This window comes from Lysinibacillus sp. NPDC096212 (assembly GCF_044763105.1).
In the GTDB taxonomy this organism is placed as follows: domain Bacteria; phylum Bacillota; class Bacilli; order Bacillales_A; family Planococcaceae; genus Lysinibacillus.
Map to the genome: position 1 here is coordinate 1 of NZ_JBIWFQ010000030.1, position 24,083 is coordinate 24,083.

At 36.1% G+C, this 24,083-nt stretch carries 25 protein-coding genes and 1 pseudogene; 10 read left to right on the top strand and 16 right to left on the bottom strand.

Annotation, left to right across the window (positions count from 1 at the left end; all coding sequences use genetic code 11):
• The first annotated feature begins 389 nt into the window (after positions 1-389).
• Positions 390-923, top strand: a complete 534-nt coding sequence (locus ACIQ7T_RS22645; RefSeq protein ID WP_402873773.1) for a hypothetical protein — start codon at positions 390-392, stop codon at positions 921-923.
• Between the two features lie 520 nt (positions 924-1,443).
• Here ACIQ7T_RS22645 and ACIQ7T_RS22650 read toward each other — a convergent pair.
• Positions 1,444-2,226, bottom strand: a complete 783-nt coding sequence (locus ACIQ7T_RS22650) for a hypothetical protein (RefSeq protein ID WP_402873776.1) — start codon at positions 2,224-2,226, stop codon at positions 1,444-1,446.
• A 393-nt stretch (positions 2,227-2,619) separates the two neighbouring features.
• Between ACIQ7T_RS22650 and ACIQ7T_RS22655 the strand changes: the two genes are divergently transcribed.
• Positions 2,620-3,798: a hypothetical protein gene (locus ACIQ7T_RS22655; RefSeq protein WP_402873779.1), complete on the top strand. Its 1,179-nt coding sequence runs from the start codon at positions 2,620-2,622 to the stop codon at positions 3,796-3,798.
• Positions 3,799-3,861: 63 nt separating this feature from the next.
• On the opposite strand, the gene ACIQ7T_RS22660 is transcribed toward ACIQ7T_RS22655, so the two are convergent.
• Positions 3,862-4,002 (bottom strand): hypothetical protein, encoded by a 141-nt coding sequence (locus ACIQ7T_RS22660; protein WP_402873782.1) that lies wholly within the window; start codon positions 4,000-4,002, stop codon positions 3,862-3,864.
• Between the two features lie 427 nt (positions 4,003-4,429).
• Between ACIQ7T_RS22660 and ACIQ7T_RS22665 the strand changes: the two genes are divergently transcribed.
• The gene (locus tag ACIQ7T_RS22665) at positions 4,430-4,879 is read left to right on the top strand and encodes an NUDIX hydrolase (RefSeq protein ID WP_402873785.1); all 450 of its coding nucleotides are present in this window, start codon (positions 4,430-4,432) and stop codon (positions 4,877-4,879) included.
• Positions 4,880-5,169: 290 nt separating this feature from the next.
• Here the strand turns inward: ACIQ7T_RS22665 and deoD are convergent, their stop codons facing one another.
• Together deoD and ACIQ7T_RS22675 are read right to left on the bottom strand one after the other, a co-directional pair.
• Positions 5,170-5,877, bottom strand: a complete 708-nt coding sequence (gene deoD, locus ACIQ7T_RS22670; RefSeq protein ID WP_370078833.1) for a purine-nucleoside phosphorylase — start codon at positions 5,875-5,877, stop codon at positions 5,170-5,172.
• A 113-nt stretch (positions 5,878-5,990) separates the two neighbouring features.
• Entirely contained in the window at positions 5,991-6,209 is a 219-nt protein-coding gene (locus tag ACIQ7T_RS22675) for a YozE family protein (protein ID WP_370078835.1), read from the bottom strand.
• 259 nt (positions 6,210-6,468) lie between these two features.
• Here ACIQ7T_RS22675 and ACIQ7T_RS22680 point away from each other — a divergent pair, with 259 nt between their 5' ends.
• The 3 genes and pseudogenes from ACIQ7T_RS22680 to ACIQ7T_RS22690 all read left to right on the top strand — a co-directional run.
• Positions 6,469-8,307 (top strand): methyl-accepting chemotaxis protein, encoded by a 1,839-nt coding sequence (locus ACIQ7T_RS22680; protein WP_402873789.1) that lies wholly within the window; start codon positions 6,469-6,471, stop codon positions 8,305-8,307.
• Between the two features lie 144 nt (positions 8,308-8,451).
• Complete coding sequence (locus tag ACIQ7T_RS22685) at positions 8,452-8,670, top strand: hypothetical protein (RefSeq protein ID WP_370078839.1); 219 nt, start codon at positions 8,452-8,454, stop codon at positions 8,668-8,670.
• A pseudogene (locus ACIQ7T_RS22690) lies at positions 8,652-8,789 on the top strand (formylglycine-generating enzyme family protein); the annotation flags it as partial. The gene ACIQ7T_RS22685 and the pseudogene ACIQ7T_RS22690, both read left to right, overlap by 19 nt.
• A gap of 615 nt (positions 8,790-9,404) precedes the next feature.
• Here the strand turns inward: ACIQ7T_RS22690 and msrB are convergent.
• From msrB to ACIQ7T_RS22715, 5 genes are all read right to left on the bottom strand, one after another.
• Positions 9,405-9,833 (bottom strand): peptide-methionine (R)-S-oxide reductase MsrB, encoded by a 429-nt coding sequence (gene msrB, locus ACIQ7T_RS22695; protein WP_370078843.1) that lies wholly within the window; start codon positions 9,831-9,833, stop codon positions 9,405-9,407.
• Positions 9,826-10,359 carry a peptide-methionine (S)-S-oxide reductase MsrA gene (msrA, locus tag ACIQ7T_RS22700; protein WP_370078845.1) on the bottom strand — a complete coding sequence of 178 codons (534 nt, stop codon included), beginning with the start codon at positions 10,357-10,359 and terminating at the stop codon, positions 9,826-9,828. The genes msrB and msrA overlap by 8 nt, the downstream gene beginning before the upstream one ends.
• 12 nt (positions 10,360-10,371) lie before the next feature.
• Positions 10,372-10,947, bottom strand: a complete 576-nt coding sequence (locus ACIQ7T_RS22705; RefSeq protein ID WP_370078847.1) for a YpmS family protein — start codon at positions 10,945-10,947, stop codon at positions 10,372-10,374.
• Positions 10,948-10,951: 4 nt separating this feature from the next.
• Positions 10,952-11,884 carry a GDSL-type esterase/lipase family protein gene (locus tag ACIQ7T_RS22710; RefSeq protein WP_370078849.1) on the bottom strand — a complete coding sequence of 311 codons (933 nt, stop codon included), beginning with the start codon at positions 11,882-11,884 and terminating at the stop codon, positions 10,952-10,954.
• A gap of 179 nt (positions 11,885-12,063) precedes the next feature.
• Positions 12,064-12,906 carry a DegV family protein gene (locus ACIQ7T_RS22715; RefSeq protein WP_370078851.1) on the bottom strand — a complete coding sequence of 281 codons (843 nt, stop codon included), beginning with the start codon at positions 12,904-12,906 and terminating at the stop codon, positions 12,064-12,066.
• 274 nt (positions 12,907-13,180) lie between these two features.
• Between ACIQ7T_RS22715 and trhA the strand changes: the two genes are divergently transcribed.
• Entirely contained in the window at positions 13,181-13,816 is a 636-nt protein-coding gene (gene trhA / locus ACIQ7T_RS22720; RefSeq protein WP_370078853.1) for a PAQR family membrane homeostasis protein TrhA, read from the top strand.
• Positions 13,817-13,859: 43 nt separating this feature from the next.
• Here the strand turns inward: trhA and ACIQ7T_RS22725 are convergent, their stop codons facing one another.
• The 3 genes from ACIQ7T_RS22725 to ACIQ7T_RS22735 all read right to left on the bottom strand — a co-directional run bounded on the left by ACIQ7T_RS22725 (position 13,860) and on the right by ACIQ7T_RS22735 (position 15,885).
• Entirely contained in the window at positions 13,860-14,354 is a 495-nt protein-coding gene (locus tag ACIQ7T_RS22725; RefSeq protein WP_370078855.1) for an HIT family protein, read from the bottom strand.
• Between the two features lie 48 nt (positions 14,355-14,402).
• Positions 14,403-15,236, bottom strand: coding sequence for an alpha/beta fold hydrolase (locus tag ACIQ7T_RS22730; protein WP_402873797.1), 834 nt, complete (start codon positions 15,234-15,236; stop codon positions 14,403-14,405).
• A 169-nt stretch (positions 15,237-15,405) separates the two neighbouring features.
• On the bottom strand, positions 15,406-15,885 hold the full coding sequence (locus tag ACIQ7T_RS22735) for a dihydrofolate reductase (RefSeq protein WP_370078859.1): 480 nt from the start codon (positions 15,883-15,885) through the stop codon (positions 15,406-15,408).
• Between the two features lie 177 nt (positions 15,886-16,062).
• Between ACIQ7T_RS22735 and ACIQ7T_RS22740 the strand changes: the two genes are divergently transcribed.
• The 3 genes from ACIQ7T_RS22740 to ACIQ7T_RS22750 all read left to right on the top strand — a co-directional run bounded on the left by ACIQ7T_RS22740 (position 16,063) and on the right by ACIQ7T_RS22750 (position 19,193).
• Positions 16,063-16,980, top strand: coding sequence for an alpha/beta hydrolase (locus tag ACIQ7T_RS22740; protein WP_370078861.1), 918 nt, complete (start codon positions 16,063-16,065; stop codon positions 16,978-16,980).
• Between the two features lie 63 nt (positions 16,981-17,043).
• Entirely contained in the window at positions 17,044-18,240 is a 1,197-nt protein-coding gene (locus ACIQ7T_RS22745; RefSeq protein WP_402873800.1) for a class I SAM-dependent rRNA methyltransferase, read from the top strand.
• Between the two features lie 410 nt (positions 18,241-18,650).
• Complete coding sequence (locus ACIQ7T_RS22750; protein WP_370078865.1) at positions 18,651-19,193, top strand: GNAT family N-acetyltransferase; 543 nt, start codon at positions 18,651-18,653, stop codon at positions 19,191-19,193.
• A gap of 172 nt (positions 19,194-19,365) precedes the next feature.
• On the opposite strand, the gene ACIQ7T_RS22755 is transcribed toward ACIQ7T_RS22750, so the two are convergent.
• The 4 genes from ACIQ7T_RS22755 to rbsK form a co-directional block, all read right to left on the bottom strand.
• Positions 19,366-19,794 (bottom strand): DUF3888 domain-containing protein, encoded by a 429-nt coding sequence (locus ACIQ7T_RS22755; RefSeq protein WP_370078867.1) that lies wholly within the window; start codon positions 19,792-19,794, stop codon positions 19,366-19,368.
• A gap of 167 nt (positions 19,795-19,961) precedes the next feature.
• A complete protein-coding gene (locus tag ACIQ7T_RS22760; RefSeq protein WP_370078869.1) occupies positions 19,962-20,750 on the bottom strand; it encodes a hypothetical protein in 789 nt (262 codons plus the stop codon).
• Positions 20,751-21,025: 275 nt separating this feature from the next.
• Complete coding sequence (locus ACIQ7T_RS22765; RefSeq protein WP_402873804.1) at positions 21,026-23,014, bottom strand: S9 family peptidase; 1,989 nt, start codon at positions 23,012-23,014, stop codon at positions 21,026-21,028.
• A 180-nt stretch (positions 23,015-23,194) separates the two neighbouring features.
• Positions 23,195-24,082 carry a ribokinase gene (gene rbsK / locus ACIQ7T_RS22770; protein ID WP_370078873.1) on the bottom strand — a complete coding sequence of 296 codons (888 nt, stop codon included), beginning with the start codon at positions 24,080-24,082 and terminating at the stop codon, positions 23,195-23,197.
• Between the last annotated feature and the right edge of the window lies 1 nt (position 24,083).

Below are 24,083 nucleotides of genomic sequence, written 5' to 3' on the forward strand. Positions count from 1 at the left end.
TACACAGGACATGGCAACACCATCTGTGGAGAGCTTTGTAACGCTTCTCTTAAGTACATAAGAACCCCACTGCTTTAGCTGTGGGAGTAGTCAGAAACCCTTGATACCTTTATTGAATTGTTGCCTCATATCGTTGAATTATCCGAACTAACATAGAAAATCACTGGTAGACAAAAGCTTGATATATCAGTATTTAATTGTCTACAAACTTTTAGCCAGTTAAATTGGTCGTTTGTTTAGCAATAAAGATCCCTCCATCTTAGAGCGGTCTTTTTCACTAATTCTAAGTAACTTTAAACATACTTTTTTGTTTGTTACCCTCCTATTTACACCTGTAACTATGTACAAATGCTCGGCATATAATAAAAAAACTATTTGGAGGTATTTTAATGTATTATGGATTAAGCGGTTATCATCCAAATTTATATCAAATTTTAGAGGGCTGGACTGGAGAACCAAAAAATACTGTTTATTTGTTAATAAATAAATATGGTTTACCAAATGAAGCAAGTTCTAGAAGAATCATCTGGTATAACAATGGTCCTTGGAAACGTACGATTGTTCATCTTGATATAGTACCTCATAACACTCCTACTCCCCATCTTGATTATTTGGAACAAACAATAGATTATAAAGTGCCTGTTCATTTTTTTGATAATTTAGCACGGTTTGATGGTAGCTTATATCCGGACCGAACGGCTGGTGAAGCTACGGCAAAATGCGATCAAGAAGCAGCGAATTTTATGGCTTTAAACTTAATGAACGACATCGTTACCGGAAAGCGGTCCGTAGAAGACGCTCGTCATGCTGCAACCGAAATCGAAAAAGCTTTCCGATTAAAAGGTCAATTTTCACCATATACCACAGGATTTCTATTCTCCAAACAATTTAATACCGCTGATCCCGATGTAAGCTCTTTTTAAGCAAGCCTAACAGCCGGGTGTTTACGTTATTACATTCCTATTGTTTACCTAGACTACCACTTCAATTCAGATTATTTTTATCTTTAAGCACAGCACATTATAGATTTTTTAGAAGCATCTTCAGAATTTTATATAATTCCGCTTTATTTTAAATAATTAAGACCACCCAGGTAGTGACCCCTTAAAGTTATAGTTTATTTAGGTAAGCTCAAGACATCGACAAACAACCGTATAATAAGCCCCCTTATCAAATAAATAAGAGGGCTTTATATAATGCATAGTCCTTCACCTATCTCCAACAGACTTTAATAAATTTACTGGAAAATAGCTAACTTTCGAATCCGATTCATTCTTTACATAAAGATCAGTTCCTAACGATGAAAAAGCACTTTCCTTTGAATACATTCTGTTATCATCAGCTAGAACGTATCCTTCTATTAGACTAAGTTACACTCGTGTATCCTCTGTTAGCTCAGAACGCAAGTACAATTTCTCTTTTTAAGGTTTGATTCCTAGTTCCTTACTTGCCATTCACTGGTTTCAGTAGATTTGCTGGAATGTAATTGAAATAATATTTATCGAGACCCACCTCTACAAAACCATCGATCTCAATCCCTGATAACTGGAAGATAGTTCCCTTCACCATTTTTGTATGACTAGGAGCCCCCTTCATCGGAGCACTTAAAAGTTCTGTATCTTCTGTTAATACATAAGAACCTTTATTTATCTTTTCGAAAATACGAACATCAGTACCATCAATAATGGCTGTTTTAATTACAGGCCCTCCTTCAATATCTCCAGCACAATAATGGTAATTTAATTTGCCTTTCTCCATAGAAACTAAACTTGATTTTGGACCAGTACAAACCTCATCTCGTTTTCCGACTATTAAAGGTTGACCATATGCGATGTCTTGATATTGGTAAGGAATTTTCACACCCTGATGATTAATCATGACGTAGACTGGATTGTTATAGAAAGATGTACGAATATCGATTGGTACTTCGTTGAACACTACCAAATCAGTCGCTTGTACGCGATATTGCCCCATCTGGTAGAATGTTTTGCCATCATACTTTTCAATATCATACGTTCTAAGGAAGTTATTTCGCTTAACCACTAGCGAATCAAACGTACCATCTGGATTTTTCTTATATACCTTGATGTCTTTTTTAAAGGTCATTTTTCCTGTTTGCCCTTTTACAACTTCTGCTCCATCATACATCACTTTCGCTTCTGATTTTGTTGGATATGTTACTGCTAATACTAATGTGGCTAGTAACATAATAAAAAGCTTTTTCACTATTCTCCCCCTACTCAGCTTTATTTTAGAAAACATAATTTCTTAGTATTATATACTAATAATCCATTATTCTGCTAATAAAAATATAATGATGTAAAATATCCAACAAAAGTAGAGTGTTTTTCTATTAAAAATTTCACCCATCTACCATTCTACTCAATACTCTAAATTTTATGGTCTACTACTTATTGGTTGTGGAAGGCCATCATGCTCATTTAACCAATTATAGAAATGCACAGGACGTTCACTATATTATCTAACAAAAAACACCCGCCAAGGAGTGATCTTTTCACCCATTCTCCATTTTATTTTTTAAAACAACGAACTTTTTTATATGGTAAATCGTCCAATTATTAGTAAAAACTAATTTTAAAAATACAAGGAGAAATACAAATGAAAAATACGATTAAAAAAACTTGGATGATTGCTTCAGCACTTACAATAGGAATGGCTGTTCTGACACCACTTCAAGCAGGAGCTGCATCTGTAGAAACAACAGATAATAGTAGTATTAATGTTCAACTTGAACAAAAAATTACAGGAACTATTAAAAACATCTACGATAATGGAATGAAACTCAAAGGAAAAGATGGTAAAAATTATTTTATCAGTTTCCACAAATTTTCTGATGAACAAATAGAAAAAATGAAATTAGTAGAAGGACAAGAGGTCTCTATAGAAGGTTATACTGCTGAGAGTTTTTCCGACTTCTTCACGTTTGAAGTATTTAAAAAAGGCATACCTGAAGAGATAACAAAAGAAGATCTAACAAAATTAGAAAAATTGTTTAATGAAATGAAACACGTACAAAATGAAATTAAAAAAGGAGTGGAAAAACTAACAGATGAAGAGATAGAAAAGAAACGTGAGGAACTACAAAAAATTCACGAAGAAATGCATCAAATCACAAAGCCGTATATATTAGCTAATTGGCAACCTCAGTCATTTGAAGAATATATGGAAGACTACGGATTTAATAGGAAAAATATTATTATTAAAGAAAACGATAACGTACAGCTCAAAGCTATTTACGAAGAATGGATAAAGCTTAAAAAAAGTGGTGATGAGGAAAAAGCTAACAAAAAATATGAAGAGTTTTATAAAATCCTTGAACCTTATTTTGATGCGCTAAATGCACCAGAAACATTTGAAGAATTTATGGATAGCTTAAAGAAAGTCACGGAATTTTTTGATATCCCCGCTGAAACTTTAGCCAAACTAAAAACTCTTCATGGGGATTTACAAAAAGCATTAGAAGAAAAAAATGATGAGTTGTATGATAAGTTACACGAAGAATTCAATGAACTCCTTAATCAGTTCGAAAAGCCTCAAACATTTGAAGAATTCATGGCTAACTTTGAATTCAAAGTTAGTGAAGCAGATAGCAAGAAATTAAAACAACTTTATGAAGAATACGAAGCACTTGATAAAAAGAGAGAACAAGAAAAAAGCGAAGAAACATGGGAAGCTTTTTACAATATTTTAGCCCCATATATTAAAGCAAATGAAGAAATTCTTATCTCTGCTTCTAAAATAACGATAAACGGCCAAGACTATCTTTCACAACATTAACCAGTAAAAATTCGGGGTTATCCTAAAAATTATTAAACAATGTTTTAGGGATTAACCCCTTTCTTATCTCCGGATAATATACCCTATTACACGAGGCACTATTACGGCGTTCTTCTTATCAACAGTTTTATTAACATCTTTGGAAGGTGTTTTAATTGGTTGTTTTATAAAATCATACATATTCATTTGTTTTTGTTCTTCCATATCTTATATTCCCCTCTCTACTATTCCAGTCAATTTTCTAAGTTTGGTCTGCTATTTATTTGTGTACGATCATCACGTTTATTAAGCCAGTTATAAAACGGTACTGGTAGTTCTCTACTCACTGTTTCTTCTCTTCTATATATGATGATTTATTCGATTTATTACTCAAACGCTCTACAGCTTTACTATATGCCCATACAAATACAGCTCTTAATGTGCTTGTAACTGTTAGTACACCATCTTTTATATCAATTGTGATTTTGAATAGTCAGTTTAGAGAAAATAACTTTTGAACAATTTACTGAACGTTGGATGAACATGTATGTTACCATTTCTCTTCCAACTATAACTTTGCTATGTTATGATACTTTACAGATAAAATTTTCCATTTAAAAGAACAGAAATATGGTTAAATGTAGGTGGAAACATGAATTATATAAAATCTTTACGCCAATATGTTGGAACAAGTCCTATTATTGCACCAGGATCAGCAATCATTGTTTTAAACGGAAAGAATGAAATACTATTGCAATTACGTTCAGATACAGATGATTGGGGGCTTCCAGGCGGCGGAATGGAAATAGGAGATAGTTTTGAAGAAACTGCACAAAATGAGTTGTATGAGGAAACAGGATTAATTGCACAAGAATTGAAATTGGTTGGATTAGCTTCAGGGAAAGAGTTATATTACAAATTTCCACATGGGGATGAAATTTATAACGCGACGGCAATTTTTAAAGCAACTGCGGTTAAAGGCATTATTAAGCAAAATGAGGAGAGTAAAGATTTAAAATATTTCCCTTTAGAAAAGCTTCCAAATTTAAATTATACAACATTAAAATTACTAGAAAAGGTTGGTTATATTTCAACTGATTAGATACGGCGGGCAACATTTCGTTATCCAAAACAAAAAGCTAACCATCAATCTGTGCTTGTGCATAAAATTACACACAAGCCCTTTTGTTATGCTTCCTCAACCACTTTTAAGCCCTCCTTCATCACTTTGATGACCAACAGATTCAAGTAAGTGTACTTTTAGAAGATTCTGTATTAAATTAAAAAGCCCATTAGGCTCTGAGTTATTCAGTCACCTAACAGGCAATTTATTTATAACTTTAAATGTTAGTCCCTTTGAAATTTATTCTAAACTTCAAAACCTAGATCAGACTATTCTTGAATTGCTGCTTCTAAAGCTACAACGATCATATCGTTGAATGTAGTTTGACGTTCTTCTGATGTTGTTACTTCACCAGTTAGAATGTGGTCACTTACTGTTAGGATAGAAAGTGCTTTACGGCCGTGTTTTGCAGCTAATGTGTAAAGTGCTGCTGATTCCATTTCTACAGCAAGGACGCCATATTGAGCTAATTTTTCGTTTTGATTTTCATCAGAATAGAACATATCCGCTGTAAAGATATTACCCACTTGTAAGTTTAAACCAGCTTCTTTACCTGCATTGTATGCTTTTAATAGTAAATCAAAGTCTGAAATCGGTGCGAAGTCGATAGCTCCGTTCCAAATGATTTGGTTCATACGTGTATCAGATGTTGCTGCTTGCGCTAAAATTACGTCACGAACTTTTACATCTTTTTGAATTGCACCACAAGTACCTACGCGGATTAATTTTTGTACATCATATTCTTGCATTAATTCTGTAGCGTAAATCGAGATTGAAGGCACACCCATACCAGTACCTTGTACAGAAATACGTTTACCTTTATACGTACCTGTATAACCAAACATATTACGAACTTCGTTATAACAAGTAACATCTTCTAAAAACGTTTCAGCAATATACTTTGCACGTAATGGATCTCCTGGAAGTAAAATTGTGTCAGCGATTTCGCCTTTTTTTGCATTAATATGAATACTCATACTGCAATCCCTCTTTTCTGTCAGTTATCACTATAAATAATACTGTGTTTCTCATATTTTCGCAACGCTAGACGTCTAGCAACTTAAATTAAATTATATTATTTTAACTTACATTATGCATGATCTACGTATAATGCCCACAACTCGTCAAATACTTCTGTTTTTAAGTTGTCAGTGGCGTAGGATTCAATGTACGAAGAAAGCTCATCAAATTCTGAGCTCTGCTTCGGAAAATTATGCTCATTAAACACTTCCTCTGCAAATCGCACCTTCGGATCTGACCAATCTCCACCTCTAAATGTCAGTACATATAAATAAAAGCTCTTTTTCATACTAGAAATCCCCTCTTTACTCTTCTGCTTTCCGCTAGTTTATCAAAAAATATCTTCTTCGTCACAAAAATATCTATTAAGCATTTTCTCCTATTCACACTAACAGTACTATTCTCTCAAAATCTTTGGACTTTCGTCACAGAAAAATAATATGTATTTTTTATCTGAAAAATGAAAATTTTTAGAAAAAAGGATAGAAATACCTAGTAAAATAAGGTAAAATTTAAACCAAATATTCAAAAATAGGAAGGTGATGGCGATGAAAAACTCTCATAAATCCAGGATTTCCGTACAGAAACGCCCGTCTCTCTTTAAAACTAGCTTTTTAAAAAAGAAAGTAAGTAATTTGGAAGAAGATAGTCGTAATCTCCCTCCCACTAAAGAAAAACGACAACGTTTTTACCATTTAATACGAGGCAAAGTCCTTATTATTTTTTCTCTCCTTATTGTTATAAATGGCACAATGGGTTTATTATCGTATATCAATATTCAGAATCTGCAAAGACAAATGAAGGACTTTACTGAGAAGAACGTCCAGGAACAATTAACTGTCAACCAACTTGCTTATGAAATTTCGAGGCTCACCAATTTAGAACAAGCTTATTTAATTACCGGGGACGGGAACTTTGCTACTTCTTATAAAATGAAAATTGATACGATCGATAAAAAAATGAAAGCCTTAGAAGAGCAGTTTACAGCAAGAGAGTTAGAGTTAAGTCATATACAGGCGATTGATCAATATTACGAAAATTACCTTGAATATTCCAAAAAGGTCATGACAATGCGTGATGAACTTGGTCTCGAACAAGCTCGTAAACTTATGATGGGCGGTACTGGAGAAACGATGAAGAATTATATTGATAAAAATATCGAATCCATTAATGCGGTTATGGATGATGCTAATAAAGCAAAATTAGATAAGCTTAATAAGCAAGTTACACTATCTATTACTTCTTTCTTCTTCATTTCAATACTTGGATTTATTGCAATTATTATTTTTGGTTATATGTTATTTAAATCATTAAGAAACAATACACAGGCCATTAACCATTCCATTCTCGATATTGCACAGGCTGGTGGCGATTTAACAAGGCGTGTTAAAGTTCGTAATCATGACGAATTCTCAACTATTGCTGCTTCAACCAATACTCTTATTGAATCGATATCTAATTTGATTAAACGTGTCAGTAATCTGGCGGACCATGTTTCAAGCAGTAGCCAAGAGCTAATGTCTTTAGCCGATGAAAATGCCCGCACTATACAGAATATTGCTGATGCTACAGCTGATATCGCAAGTGATAGTGAGAATACCATTTTTAGTATGACTAGCGCACAACAAAAAATGAGTGATCTTGAGCATTCTGTGCACCATTTAAATGAGCAAGCAAATGCTGTTCAGCGTGCATCCTTAGCTATGCAGCAAGCCGCTGATGAAGGTAGTCGCTCCGTTCAACAATCTTCATTAGTCATGCAAGCTATAGAAGAAACGATGGCCACAACGACTACCACAGTCGAAGCACTCGGTCGAAAATCCGCCGACATAACATCAATTATCGGGACGATTACTGCTATTTCTGAGCAAACGAATTTACTCGCCTTAAATGCAGCGATTGAAGCAGCACGCGCCGGTGAGCACGGACGAGGCTTTGCGGTTGTCGCTGATGAAGTTCGAAAGCTAGCCGTGCAATCACAAAATGCCGCAAAAGAAGTAACATCCATTGTAACGTCCATTCAAGACGAAGTAACATCCATCATCTCTCAAAACCACGAGGGTGTATCTTCCGTTATTCGCGGCGTTGAAGTAACGAATGAAACAAATCAATCTTTAGCCAATATTTTGACGCACACTCAAGAAACGACGACAATTATCGCGACTATGGTAGAGAAAATTGCCTTAACACTTGATTATAGCAATGCTGTAGCGAATGATTTTGTCCATGTGAATGCCTATGCAGAACAATCAGCTGCCAACACAGTCACTTCTGCCGCTGCAGCCACTCAAGGATCTGCTTCCATGCAGGAAATCAATGCCTCTGCCACAGAGCTTGCTCAACAAGCAGATAGTCTGCGTAATCTTGTTAGTGAATTTAAAGTTTAAAATATCTCAGAATCGCTATTATTATAGTTTTAAAAAATCGTTTGAAAGATGTTCATTTTTAATGAAGCAGATACATGATCTAGCGCCGAATATTAATGGAGATCGTAGTGTCTAAAAACAGTAGGTTAAAATTTGGAGAGGACAATGTTAACGAATTTAAATCCTTACTTAAAAGAATTAATGGTGTATATTCCTGAAGGAGAAATTCGCCTACGAGATTTTCGAAACGAACAAAAATGGATTAGTTCAAACTATAAATTTGGAATGCCGGGGAAAAGGAAAAATTTAAAGGAAGTTAATTGGAACGTTGAGATACAGCCATTAACATATACGTTGAAGAGACATTTGGCCATTACAGAATAATCCGAGGCGGTAGTTGGGCTGAAGAAGAACGTGGTTGTGGAGCTACCTGTCGCCGTAAGAGTATGCCTGATTTCTTTTTTGATGATATCGGATTTAGAATTGCTCGTTCCATCATTTAATAGCTCTAAACAATTATGACGTTCTATCCGGCGATTCGACGGGCTCTCCGTCGCTTTGTCGGTTCTAACGGCGATTCGATGGCTTTTTCCGTCACTTCGAAGGGGCTTTCCGTCACTTGATTGGTCTTCCGTCGTTTCGATGGCTCTTTCCGTCGCTTGATTGCTCTTCCGTCGTTCCGATGACTCTTTCCGTCGCTTCGACGTTTCTTTCCGTCGTTTCAATGACTCTTTCCGTCGCTTGATTAGTCTTCCGTCGTTCCGATGACTCCTTCCGTCGCTTCGACGTTTCTTTCCGTCACTTCGATGGCTATTTCCGTCACTTCGATGGCTATTTCCGTCGCTTGATTGTTCTTCCGTCGTTCCGATGACTCTTTCCGTCGCTTCGGCGTTTCTTTCCGTCGCTTCGAAGGCTCTTTCCGTCGTCTCGAAGGCTCTTTCCGTCGTCTCGAAGGCTCTTTCCGTCGCTTGATTGTTCTTCCGTCGTTTCGATGGCTCTTTCCGTCTCTTCGACGTTTCTTTCTGTCTCTTCGATGGTTCTTTCCGTCGCTACCGATTCAAAAACATTTTAAAACCATAAAAAACTCCTAGCACGATCTATCCTGCTAGGAGTTGCTGTTATTTAAATAATGAAAGATACTCTGCGTAGCCTTCTTTTTCTAAATCTTCTTTTGGTACAAAGCGGAGTGCTGCGGAGTTAATACAATAGCGTAAGCCTCCAAGTTCACTTGGTCCATCTGGGAAGACATGTCCTAAGTGGGAATCAGCTTCTTTGCTACGAACCTCTACGCGACGCATCCCATGAGATGTATCGAAATGCTCTGCTACTTCTTCCTTTTCAATTGGCTTTGCAAATGCTGGCCAACCACAGCCTGAATCGAATTTATCTAATGAGCTAAATAACGGCTTCCCTGAAACGATATCTACATAAATACCCTCTTCAAAGTGCTTATCAAATTCATTGCGGAACGGTGGCTCTGTTCCATTTTCCTGTGTCACATAATATTGCATGTCCGTTAACTCTTTTAAACGTTGTTCTTTATTCATTTTTCAGCCCCCAGTTTGTCTCCTGAAATGCTTTACGACCAGACCCGACAGCATAGCGCTCGTAGTGCATTGGATTTTTCTTATAATAATATTGATGATAGTCTTCAGCTGGATAAAACGAACTTGCCGGTAAAATTTTCACTGCAATTGGCTTATCGAATTTACCAGATGCCTGTAAATCTGCCTTAGCACGTTCAGCTAAATCACGCTGCTCATCATTGTGGTAAAAAATCGCCGTTGTGTAGGACTCCCCACGATCATAAAATTGTCCTCCAGCATCTGTTGGATCAATTAGTGTCCAAAATGTCGCGAGTAATTGCTCGTAAGAATATAACTCATCAACAAACGTTATTTGAACCGCTTCAACATGCCCTGTCGTTTCAGAGCATACTTGTTCATATGTTGGATTGACAACATGTCCACCCGTATAGCCGGAAATTACCGATTCAATGCCAGGTGTTTCGTCAAAGGGCTTGACCATACACCAAAAACAACCACCTGCAAACGTTGCAAATTGCTTTGCCATTTATCTCACTCCTTATTCACCAGGTACAATAATTTCCAGTAGAATCTTATCCTTTGGTAAGTCTAATTCCTTTGCTTTAATACGAGATCCAGAAGCAATGTTAATGCGCGATAAATCAATATAGATTTCTGCCTTATTAGGATCGATTGAAATCCAAGAAGGGAATTCCACCGTGTCTCGCATCATTTTCATCGTTGTCTCAGGTGGAATATTTAACAGCCCCACATTCATTCCTGTCTGTTTTAAAATGATATTCCCTTTCTCATCCACTATCGGATCAAAGTTCATTGAAATAGGAATTTCAGTGTAGAACACCTTTAATGTACTTTTTAATTGAATATCATCACCAATCGTAAAGTCCAACGGTAATGGTGACCCCGCATCTTTTAAATACTTCTTCGATATAGATTCTAATTCCTTCGTTGTTGTTTGGACAACGAGTACATTTCCTTTTACTTCACTTTCACCTTTTGAACTCTCTGCTAAATTTACTCCGTCTACTGGTCTAGTTGCTAAAAAAACGACGAGGAGGATTGCAAAAAGCACTGTGCCCGCTAAAGCAAAAAATGCGAATTTCCATTTATTCATTTCGTCACTCCTCGAAGCCTATTTCCTTGTTAATCTTTTGTTCCATGTTACATTTCTCCATTGCTTTTTTAATTCGCTCTGTCATTTTGTCATAGCCTTTTGCATTTGGGTGGAAGAAATCCGTATGATACACGAGCTCTTTATTTGAATCAAACAAGTCCTCCACTGATATATAGCACGCATTAGTATCTTTCTTTGCTATGTTTTCAATGACTTTATTCCACTCTGTAATAATCGTATCAAATTCATTCGCTTCATTTGTGACGATTGAGAATGGATTATAAGAACCGATAAGTAATAAAGGCACTGTTGGATTTTTTTCTCGTATGCCTTCAACAATTTTACTATAACGTTTCTTATATGCCTTCAATTCCTTATCAAAAGCATCTCGTTTCAAATTAAACAGATCTTGCCTGACAATCTTCATGACATCATTTCCACCCATTGTAATTGAAATGAGCTGTGCTTTTTGCAACTCTTCATCATAATGCCCTTTTTCCACTAATTTTAATAGCTGATCACTACGTCTTCCTCTTTTTCCTCGATTATCGACTTCAACATCAGAAATCGAAGGCCAAGCTACCAATGAATCTGCTAATCTTCCAACAAAACCGTCTTTATTATACTCATCACCAACACCGGCCGTTAAAGAATCGCCGAGTGCTAGGTACTGTAGTTGCTTTGCGCTTTTATCATCAATTTTCCGTAAATCCTCTGGTGATGGTTCAAAAAAATGTTCAAAAATTTGCGTCAATACATTCTTTGAGGTTTTTTCCTCATTTTCTGTTTGTTGCTCATCCTGTTTCATATCTTGCTCCGTCCCTGCGTGCTCCCCTTCTGGTTCTGCTTGCGGATTCGGTTCATCTATTGATATTGCACAACCACTTAGTACTAAGACGGTCAAACATGACAAAACTATCATTCGCCAAATGCTCATTTGACCACCTTCCATCATTTGCTTACTTCTATTATAGAATAGTTCATGCTGCAATGAAAAGTGACTATACCTAGGTATTGAGTAAAAAAGTGTGTTTACAACGGTTTTTCGTATAAATGGCATGACACTTTTCAACAATAAAAAGCCACTACAATTATTTATGTAGTAGCCCTCTTAAATTATTCTGCAAAATAAATAAAACCGATGGCACCTGGGCCAGTGTGTGTCGAGATGATTGGTGAAGTAAAGTTAATTTCTACTTCATTAAAACCTGTGCCCTCGATTAATTCTTTTAAAGGTCCACCCATTGTTGTCATACCCTCAGCGTGAGAAATCCCAACTGTTTTTACTGTTTTACCAGCAGTGTCAGCTTGGAATTGTTTAAATAAGTAGTTCACAACCTGTTTATGGCTACGTACTTTGGATACGGGATTATATGCGCCACCTTCTAAGTTTGCAATTACTTTTATGTTCAGCAAAGAACCGATAAAACCAGTTCCTTTCCCAATTCGTCCGCCTTTAATTAAATTTTCAAGTGTATCGACAATAACATATAAATACGTATTTTCGCGCACTTTCTCAAGACGTTTAATAATTTCCTCGACAGTAGCACCTGCATCGCGCATTTTAATAGCCTCTCGAATTTGAATAGCTAGACCTGTGGTAATAAAACGTGAATCGATCACAGTTACATCGGAGTCTGACATTTGCGCTGCCTGACGAGCTGATTCCACTGTTCCGCTCATACTACCTGTCATATGAATGGAAATAATTTGATCTCCGTCTTTACCAAGCTCATCGTATAATTCTTTAAATTTTCCCGGCGCAGGCTGAGAGCTTTTCGGTAAGTTTTTAGCATTTTTCATTAAACTTAAAAAAGGTTGTGGCTCTAAATCAATACCATCTATATAAGTTTTATCATCAATTTGAATCGTTAAAGGCACAATATGTATACCGTGCTGCGCTATTTCTTCTTTTGTTAAATCACAAGTTGAGTCCGTTACTATATGAATTCGTCCCACTTCGACACATCCTTTTACTTCATTAAAATTTATTATATAGACTAATGAATCATTATGTAAACATGACATTTGTCATTAGGTTTCATTCATTTCAGTCCATTTTTAAACCGATACCTTGGATACTATAGCGCTTTGTTGCATCCTTGTCTAACAAAGTCCCTCTAGCACAGAAACATTTATATGACACTTTTGATGTCGAAAACATGACAAATGTAAATACCAGGATGAAAATTATCGGGGTATAGTAAATGTATACACGAAAGGAGTGTTCGAAATGATTGATTCTTTTGACTATAAAACATGGAAGGAAGAATTGTGGAATGCCATTACACATGGCATTGGATTTATCGCAAGTATTCCAGCACTAGTTGTTCTTATTTTAGCAGCTGTACAAACCGGTAGTGCACTCCAAATTACAACGTTTGCTATTTTTGGTGTCTCTGTGATCGTTTTATTTTTAATGTCAACACTGCTACATAGTATGCCAGAAAAATACAAGCACTTTTTCGCTATTCTTGACCATTCTTCTATTTATATTTTAATTGCAGGAACGTATACACCTTTCCTTTTAATTTCAATTGGTGGCACGCTAGGTATTACTTTATTATGTATAATTTGGTCACTGGCCATACTAGGCGTTATTTTTAAATGTTTTTTTATTAATCGATTTGAGAAGCTTTCTTTAATTTTTTACATCGCTATGGGCTGGTTAATTATTTTTGCCATCAAGCCTATTTATCTTTTCTTAGGTTTTCATGGTTTTGCTTTACTGTTAGCAGGTGGGCTTTTCTATACGATTGGTGCTATCTTTTACGCCTGGCGTTCACTTCCATATAACCATACGATTTGGCATCTATTTGTGTTAGCTGGTTGTGCCTCGATGTATGCTTGTGTTTATTTTTACTTATAAATATAAAAAATCGCTCTCTTATGCAAAGGAGCGATTTTTTTGTTTATAGGGTACTAACTTTTAATTGCCTCGTTAATGCGTTTATTGCATGCATCACTTCTAGTTTATTTACTTCATTATTCATTTTATTTCTCGCATGAAGTAGAACCGGTCTAATCGATTCTACGGAACGTCCAAATTCGTTCATCCATTCATAGCGAGGCACCATCCACGTATGAAAATGATGTGTCGTATCTTCATTATAAAAATAATAAACGTACTCTATACCTAATACATCCCTTTGAGCCTTTCTGATTTTTGATAAGAGGTTTATATAATCTATTTTTTCCTCATCGTTTAGCTCATCAAAGCATTTTATATGGCGCTTGGAAGCTAAAATGATTAGTCCCTTTATCGGATAAGCAACATCTTGATGGGCATGAAAATAGTCTGTTTCAATGACCACACCTCCATCAGGTTTAATGAGCCCACTCGTTATTGCACAGCTCAAACATTCAACTTCTACTGTTTCTCCATTTGATAAGGTTATTTTTCTCATAGATGTTCCCCTTTTGTTTGATTCTAATTTTGGAATTAACAACTCCCATTATAAGGTTAATTGGACAAATTCTTCAAAAGCTTCCTCTTCCTCGATAAACGGGTTATGATTAGATTGTTCAAAAATCGTTAATGTTGCATTAGGAATTAAATCGGCAATTTCAATACCGAATTCAATAGGGCATTGTGCGTCATGTCTACCTGCAAACACATAGGTTGGTATATGTATTGATTTCAATTGTTCTCGAATATCAAAGCTTTTTACTTCTACTTTTCTAAAATAATCAAGATTTTTTCCTATTGTGCGACCACTATTTGGACGAGTTATTGCTACTTTTAATTTTTCCTCAGAATGATATGACATTAAAGCCCATTCATAGCTTAACTTCTGACGCTCTTCTCGAACTGTATCCGGATTATTCAGTAAATCCATTATTTCAATTATGCGATTGAAATGTTTATTTTCAGCGCAATAGATACTATTTGGGTGACTTCCGTATTCTTTGCTTGCTGCTGTACATCCAGCTACTATTTTTGTTAAAGAGTGTGGTGAATCTATTGCATATTGAAGTGCAAGCATTCCACCCGTTGAATGACCTGCAAAAGCCCATTCTTTAAGCTTTAATGCTTCTCGAATCGCCTCTAAATCTTTTACAATTTCTGTGAAGCTTAATTGCTCATCAACCTCTATATCTGCTGAATTCCCAGCACCTCTAACATTGATTAAGTACACTTTGTATTGTTCGGTAAAAGGATTCGCAAATAAATGACCTCGTTCATCAAAGCCCATGTAAAGATGTGTAATAGCTAATGGTTCACCTTCTCCACGTACAAAGTATTCAAATCGTCCTCTGCTTGTTTCGATAAAGTATTGTTTCCACATTGTCAATGACTCCTCTCAAAAAAAATAATAATGTCTGCACTCATCAGGCCTTAAGATGGATATAGTATTTATTAATTCTACAAATATTCCCAAATACCTTTAACAATGTTTTTAATAACGCCAAATAAGCACAGTCATTCATCACCGTGCTTATTAGTTGCTATTTTATTTAGTTCTTACGTTCAAAAATCTCATATTGGAATGTGTAACCCTCTGGTGCTGTTTCTGGCTCCACTGAGGATACTTGTACAAAATCCTGCTCATAATTCGGGAAGTATGTATCCCCATTAAACGAATGATTGATTTTTGTAATGTACAAGCGATCTGCGATATCCATGGATAAGCGGAAAATTTGCTCGCCGCCAATAATCATAATTTCCGGGACATCCCCAGCAAGGGCGAGGGCATCCTCTAAGCTTGTCACCACTTCAATCCCATCCGCTTGATAGTTTTCATCACGCGTAATTACAATATTACGTCGACCAGGAAGCGGTCTACCGATGGATTCGAATGTTTTACGCCCCATAATCATTGGCTTCCCCATCGTTTTCTCCTTAAAATATTTTAAATCCCCAGGCAAATGCCATGGCATGCCATTTTCATAGCCAATCACATAATTAGTATCATGTGCCACAATTAAAGAAATCATATTGTCACGTACCTCCAAATACTTTCGTCCATTATATTATAAACATAATTTTACTTTACAATCAGATTATTTCTGCTTAGAAAGTAAATTATTTTCTATTCCGATATTAAATCCTAGTAATTTTATATGAATAGTTTATAATGAGATGCACAAAAGAAATTTAAAGGATTGATGAAGATGACAAAATTAAGAGACGAAGCAGTCCGTTATATAAAAGTAAGTGATTCTTCTAAACAATATTATGATTTAACACCACATGAAGCGAGAGCCGTTCGAATAGTGCCAAAATGGACATCACCTCATAGCCCACAGCTTGCGGCTATCGAAAATAAAAAAATATCAGTTCGAGATGGCGCACAAATTAATGTGCGCATTTATAGACCTGTTTTAAACAAAAAACTTCCAGTCATTGTTTATTATCATGGAGGCGGTTGGGTATTTGGAAATTGTGACTCTACGGATGCAGGCTGTCAACTATTAGCAGCAAAAGCGCAAGCAATCGTTGTATCGGTTGATTATCGTCTAGCACCAGAATATCCATTCCCTACACCGCTCTACGATGCCTATGACAGTTTCATGTGGGTTTACGAAAACATCGAAAGTTTCGGTGGAGATCGAGTAAATCTTACTGTTGCTGGTGATAGCGCAGGCGGAAATTTAGCAACAGTTGTTGCCTACTTAGCTGCAACATTAAATGGACCAGCGATCAAAGCGCAGGCACTTATTTATCCTGTAGTTAATGTAGATTTTACAACAGCCTCTTACAATGCTTACGGAGAACACTTTGGCTTAGACAAACAAGGAATGCAGTGGTTTGCAGGTCATTATACAGATAAAGAAAACTATATGGATCCACTTGTATCCCCACTTCAGATTGACGACTTAAGTGTTTTACCGAAAACGATCATTATAGCTGCAGAGGCGGATGTCCTTTACGATGAAGGTATTGCATACGCACAAAAGCTTACAGATGCCGGAGTGACTGTTGAGCATGTAAATATGCCTGGTTTAATCCATAGTTACTTTAGTAAAATGAATTTTTTCGAACAAGCAACGATTGAAACAGCTGAAAAAATTGCTAATTTCGTAAAATAAGTTTGTCTATCAGCATAAAATAATGCGATAATAGAGCAAAATGTTTTTTTAAAGGATGACAACATGACACAAACTATTGCTTTACAAATTAACAATCCATTTTCTAATCAATTAAAAAAAGGCTATCCTCTCATTTCAAAAGATGCAGTTGATGCACGTCATCTTCCAAATGAGGAAGGTGCAATACTGAGACTCACGGATATTCATAACCGTTTTATTGGCACAGGATACTACGGCTTACAAAACAAAGGTATTGGTTGGGTGCTAACAACCGATGCTAACGAAAAAATAGACAAAGCCTTTTTTATGAAAAAATTAAAAAAAGCCCTACAAAATCGTGAAGCATTTTTCAACAATCCTCACACAACAGCCTTTCGAATCTTTAATGGTGAAGGTGATGGTATCGGCGGTTTAACCATCGACTTTTTCGAATCTTATTATATGGTGAGCTGGTATAGCGCAGGCATTTATTCATTTAAAGAAATGGTATATGAAGCACTTGCAGAGACAGTAGATTACAAAGCCATTTATGAGAAAAAACGTTTCGATACGAAAGGACAGTATATGGAACAGGACGATTTCGTCATGGGAACACCTGGTGAATTTCCGATTATCGTAACGGAAAATAGTATGAAATACGCTGTCAATTTAAACGATGGAGCCATGACAGGTATTTTCCTTGACCAACGAGATGTAAGACTTGCCATTCGTGAACGTTATTCAGACGGTCAAAATGTGCTAAATACGTTCTCCTATACGGGGGCATTTTCTGTTGCAGCGGCACTTGGTGGAGCAATAAAAACAACTAGTGTAGATGTTGCGAAGCGTAGTTTGGCCAAAACAATTGAGCAATTTAGTGTTAATAGCGTCGACTACGAATCACAAGATATTAAAGTAATGGATGTCTTCAACTACTTTAAATATGCTCAGCGCCATAATTTAAAATTTGACCTTGTCGTTTTAGATCCACCTAGCTTTGCACGTACGAAAGAAAGAACATTCTCAACAGCGAAAGACTATCCTAAATTACTCGTAGATACAATCGCCATTACGGAGAAAAACGGTGTCATTGTTGCTTCCACGAACAATTCAAGCTTTGGTATGAAAAAATTCAAGAGCTTTATTGACCAAGCATTTAAAACAACTAAAACAGCCTATAAAATTGTTGAAGAATACAACTTACCAAAGGATTTCCGCGCCTCACGTGAATATCCAGAATTTAATTACTTAAAGGTTGTTTTTATTAAAAAACTTAACTAATGAACCTAGACAGAATCACTTCCTGGTGATTCTGTCTTTTTGTTTGGGAGAAATATTTAGATTCCCCCTATTTATATTGTTAGAATTTTCCGTTTACTATATAATAGATTCATCTCATTCCAAAATTTAGGATGACATTTTTTATTGTTTGCCTTTGCCATGTAAATGAGTTGAATGAAGCGCAGCCGCTCATCTGACGCCCCAGGAAGCTTTTCCCTGTGCGAAACAACAAATGTTTTCTGTAGCGAAAGCAAAGCGGCAGCTACAAAGCGCCCAGTCGTAACGGAATTCACCCAAAGTCGTGGATAGAGCACCAAAAGTCGTGGATCGAACACTCAAATTCAAATAGAACCCCACGCTTTGGTGATATGTCACGTAATTTATAAAATATCGATAGAGGAGATGATTGAATGGGATATGTTCATGAAAAATTAATGATTACTACAGAAAGACTCGTTCTTAGATTATTTCAAACATCCGATGCAGAAACGGTTGCAAAGCTTTGCAATAACTATAATATTTATAAAAGTACCATGTACCTACCTTATCCATATAGTTTAAATGATGCATTATCATGGATGGAACATCATTACGATCATTTTATGGAGGATATTTCGTACGAGTTTGCTGTTACAGATAAGGAAACTGGTGAATTATTTGGAGCCATTGCATTATCGAATAATAAACATTTTAATCAAGGTGAAATAGCCTATTGGATTGGCGAGGAATATTGGGGAAAAGGCTATGCAACGGAGGCAGCACAATCGATTGTACAATTTGCTTTTGAAGAAAAGAAACTGCACAAAGTGTTTGCCCGATATTTTTCAACAAACCCTGCTTCAGGAAAAGTAATGGAGAAGATTGGCATGAAACAAGAAGGAATTTTAAAGGATCATATCATGAAAGATGGTAAATATGAGGATTTGGTGTATTATGGAATAATTAATGATTAGATCAGTTTCTCAAAAGGTGTTTTCGACCTTGTAGTTCCTTAGTGACAATAAAGTAACTCTTATTGGACTAGCTGCCAAAAAAGCCGAAGATATTGACTAGATTATTTTAAGGTTAAGTATAAAAAAATTCCGAAATTAGGGACCAAATTCAAATTTTAAACATTACAATCATTTATTTTTTCTTTATGATATTTTGCAAATGCGGTGGAAGTTCAAAAGTTTCCATGTGTTTAAATTCTTTAAGCTTGGCTTCATTTGGAGTTATAGAAAACGTTAGCTGGTCTCTTCCAACTGGGTTATGTGCACCCAAAACTGGAGTGACTTCAAGGGTTACTGAAAACATAAAACTTGTTCCTATTCTTTCCAAATCCAAAATTTTTATTTGATATGGATACACCAAAGGACTCTCTGTAAGATAATCCGAATAGTAATTAGAAACTGCTTCTTGGATTTTGGGTAATAGTAGTGAAAAAAACGAGTCCATTACTATTTCTTCTTTTGACCCTTTAGCTGGCTGATAATAATCTGATTCAGCATAAGTTAATGTTGTTGAAAATAGAAATAACAGTAAAAAACAAGGAACTAGAATAATTTTTTTCATACTTGCACCTCCTTTTTAATGTGTACTTTGTTCGTAAAAGAGTTTTCAAGCTAATGGGGTTATTGTTCAATTAGAGCAATCACTTTTTGTGCTGACAGTGCTGGTTAGTTGAAGAAGAATGATTATATAAAATAACAGCTATTCAACTTACTTAATAAGGCAAAGGTTCACTCTTTTTTAGATTTTTCACGTTCATTTAATTTTTGTTTTTGTTTTAACCAAAAATCGGGTGGTTGATAACTAATTAAAGAATAATCAAGTTCAGCCCCATTCGTTGCTAACTGAATTAACAAAAACTTCTCCTTATTACTCGGGTGTATATCTGCTGTTTTAATACTTATAACCTCTACTCCTGTTCGTTTAGGTGTTCCAACAACAACAACTTGATTTCCTTTTGTATAAACATCTGTAATATTTGTTTGAAACACAACTATATACAGGTCAAGGTCTGCTTCATTTGCATCAGTTGGAAAAATAATACCTACTTCCTGTTGAAAATTAAATTCAGCAGATAACCCAATGGCATAAAAAGGGAATATACGGTGGAGAGCATAGTGTATTCGAGAAGGAATATAACTCCATCTCCCACCCGCATATGTGCTATGCCATTGTTCTTTAAATAGTGGTCTAATATAGTTCGGTTCGCTTTTTATTACTTTGAACGGAATTTTCGCTCCTTCTTTTTCCACTTCTGAAATGGGGATGTCATCGGTAGGAAATTGCACCTCTGTTACTTTTTCAAAAGGGAAAGGTGAGTCAAGAATAGTGGTAGGTTCAGGTGGTTCGAGTCTATCTAAACGTTGTTCCAATTCCTGAATTCGTTTATGTTCACTTTTGTCACTATTCGATTGCGAGAAGGATAACTCCAAAGATTTTGCATTTATGGACTTACTGTAAACAAATAAGCTTAAAATAATCAAAAAACAGATAATATAACCAATCTTTGTTTTTAACATATTCTAATCACCTCACCATATTTTCTGCTTTTACGAGTGAGCTATGCATAAGATTAGTTATTAAATGCGTTAATTGCATAAGAATTAAACAACCTTAAAGGGTCTGACTACAACAAAATGTAACAAGGCTCTCCTATTTTTATAGCAAAATTAAATAACTTTATTATCACTTTACATCTATGTTGATTATTACAAAGCATTCTCTCTCTCAAAATTACTATAAAATAAAGGTGGCCAAAGAAGTATCTTCACTTCTTTTGCCACCTATATTTATTTTATAGATATTTCACAAACCAATCCCTAATATATTCTAGTCTATTGATTCTTAACGTTGGTTTTCCGCTCCTAGAAAGTTCGTGATTGGATTCTGGGAAGCGAACAAATTTAGTTTCTTTTTTACGATGTTTCAAGGCAATAAATAATTGCTCTGCTTGTTCAATCGGACAGCGATAGTCTTTTTCGCTGTGTAAAATTAACAGTGGCGTCTCCACATTGTCCACATATTTAAGTGGCGAATGGTTCCATAGCTTCTCTATATCGTCTAGTCCCGCTTGGATTTGCCAGTCATTAAAGTAATAGCCGATATCACTTACACCGTAAAAGCTAATCCAGTTAGAAATACAACGTTGCGTAACAGCTGCTTTAAAGCGATTTGTATGTCCGACAATCCAGTTTGTCATGAAGCCCCCATAGCTCCCACCTGTAACACCGAGACGGTTTTTGTCAATGAAATCATAATGCTCCAATGCATAATCAACAGCAGCCATAAGATCATTATAATCATTGCCTCCATAATCACCACGGACTGCATCAACAAATTTTTGACCATATCCATGGCTTCCGCGAGGATTCGTAAAGAGAACCGCATAACCTTTTGCGGCAAGGATTTGGAATTCGTTAAAATATGAGTTGGCATACATAGCGTGTGGTCCACCATGGATTTCAAGAATAAGTGGATATTTCTCCCCTTCTTCATAGCCAATAGGCTTCATCATCCAACCGTTTACTTTCCAGCCATCTGCCCCTTCATATTCAACTGCTTCTGGAACAGATAATTCTCTCGACTTTAAAAATTCTTCATTAACTTTCGTCAGCTGTTCCTTTTCACCAGTATTTAAATTCACGTAAAATAGATCGCCAGGATTTGTAGTAGTGCTGATTGCGACTACCGCTTTATCATTTTTTTGATCAAGCGAAAAACCATATACGTATTGATCATCATTAATAGCCGGATATAATTCTCCAGAAAGATTACCAAAATAAATCGCAGTATTTCCGTGATCTGTCACTTGGAAGTAAAAGCTTTTATTATCCTCCAACCATTGTACACTCGGAGCAACGACACCTTGAAGGAAATCACCGACAACAAAATCACCGACTGGCGCATCAAATTCACTCGTTACACACGTCGTATTGTTATTTTCCAAATCATAAATCCATAACTTTGCTTGTGTTGCATTTTCAAATTCTCGTTCACTTCCAACATAAGATACGTAACGGCTATTCGGGGACCATGAAGGTTGGTAAAACACCCCGGTTCCTTCCGTGAGCTTGCGGCCATGTTTTGTTTCTAAGTCCAATAAGTAAATATCAACCACGAATGAAAAATCTAAATCCTCTGCTAAGTCAGCAATGTAAGAAAGATATTTTCCATTTGGAGACCATGAACAAAGTTGTAAATTATGTTTTCCTTCCGTAACTAGCTCTAATTCTCCAGATTCAAGATTGACGATGGCAATTTGAGAAAATTGTTCCATATCAATAAAACCGGCTGAATCTGATTTATATTTCATGTTTTCTATTTCAAGTGGTTTTAGTTCTTTGTCATCTTTCTTATCATTATCAGCTTTATCATAAATACTTTCATTTTCACCTAGCTTTACTGAGAATGCAATATTCTTACCACACGGAGACCATACAGGCGATGTCGCACCGTTTTTACAATTAGTAACTTGTTTCGCTTCCCCACCTGCTTTAGAAAGCACAAAAATTTGTGGCTTACCATGTCTCGTTGATACAAATGCGATTTTACTGCCATCTGGAGACCAAACTGGTGAATTCGTTTTATCTTCTCCAAATGTCCATTGTTGTGGCTTTTTTTCATGCAAGTTTATGTAAAATAAATTAGATACGTAGTCCTTTTTCTTCTCATCAATATGCGTCTCTACATACACAACTTCTGTTCCGTCAGGTGATACTTGTGGATCTGCCACTGATTTTAATTGATATAGATTTTCTGGTTTTATCCCTTGTTTCAATGTCATATTTTATTTCCCCTTTGTGTTGAAATTTCATTACTTAGTACAATATTTCGACACCCTAAGTATTATTCCTCCTTTTAAGAAGAATTTGTTTTTTTACCTAGCGAAGATTTTACAATAGCAAGAATACATCTAAAAAAACGTAGCTGCTTCGCAATAATTACGAAGAGCTACGGATAGAATTTATTTCAAGACTGATTGTAGGATAAGAGGCTGTGCGCCCATTTGAGTAACGACATATGCCGCAACTTTCGTGGCAAAATCGATCGAACTTCGAAGCGAATCACCCCTGCATAGTCCTACTGCTAAAGCTCCATTAAATGCATCTCCCGCACCAGTTGTATCGATCGTGTCAACGCTCAACGCTTGAACCCAGCCACTTTCTACATGGTTTATATAAAAAGAACCTTTAGATCCAAGTGTAACGATTACTGTTCCGACTCCTTTATCTAGCAATAACTTACATGCAGAGCGAATATCTTCTTCCGTTGTCGTTTCAATACCCGTCAACTGCGCAAGTTCTGTTTCATTCGGTGTTAATAATGTAATGTTCTTCAATAAAGAATCTGGTAATTTTTGAGATGGAGCTGGATTAAGGATTACGATTTTCCCATGTTGAGATGCGATTTCCACTGCCTTTTCAACTGCATCAAGCGGTATTTCAAGCTGAAGAAGGAGTACCTTACTTGAAGAAATGATAGTAGCTTCCTGTTCAATTTGTTTAGGAGTAACTAAAAAGTTTGCACCAGGAAACAAAACAATCGCATTACCACCGGCATCTGTCACTTGGATCATCGCTTGCCCAGTAGCTCCTTCCTTTTGAACGGAATCAATATAAACGCCTCTATCTTTTAAATTGTTTATCGCTTGTTCCCCGAAATCATCTTTTCCTACTTTCCCAATAAAATGAACATTTGCTCCTAGCTGGCTTGCTGTTACTGCTTGGTTTGCACCTTTTCCACCGAAATGAACACTATGAGACGCACTGTGAAGTGTTTCACCTTTATTTACAATGTAGGGAACACGATAGACAAGATCTATATTAATGCTTCCGACTAATGAAATATCCATG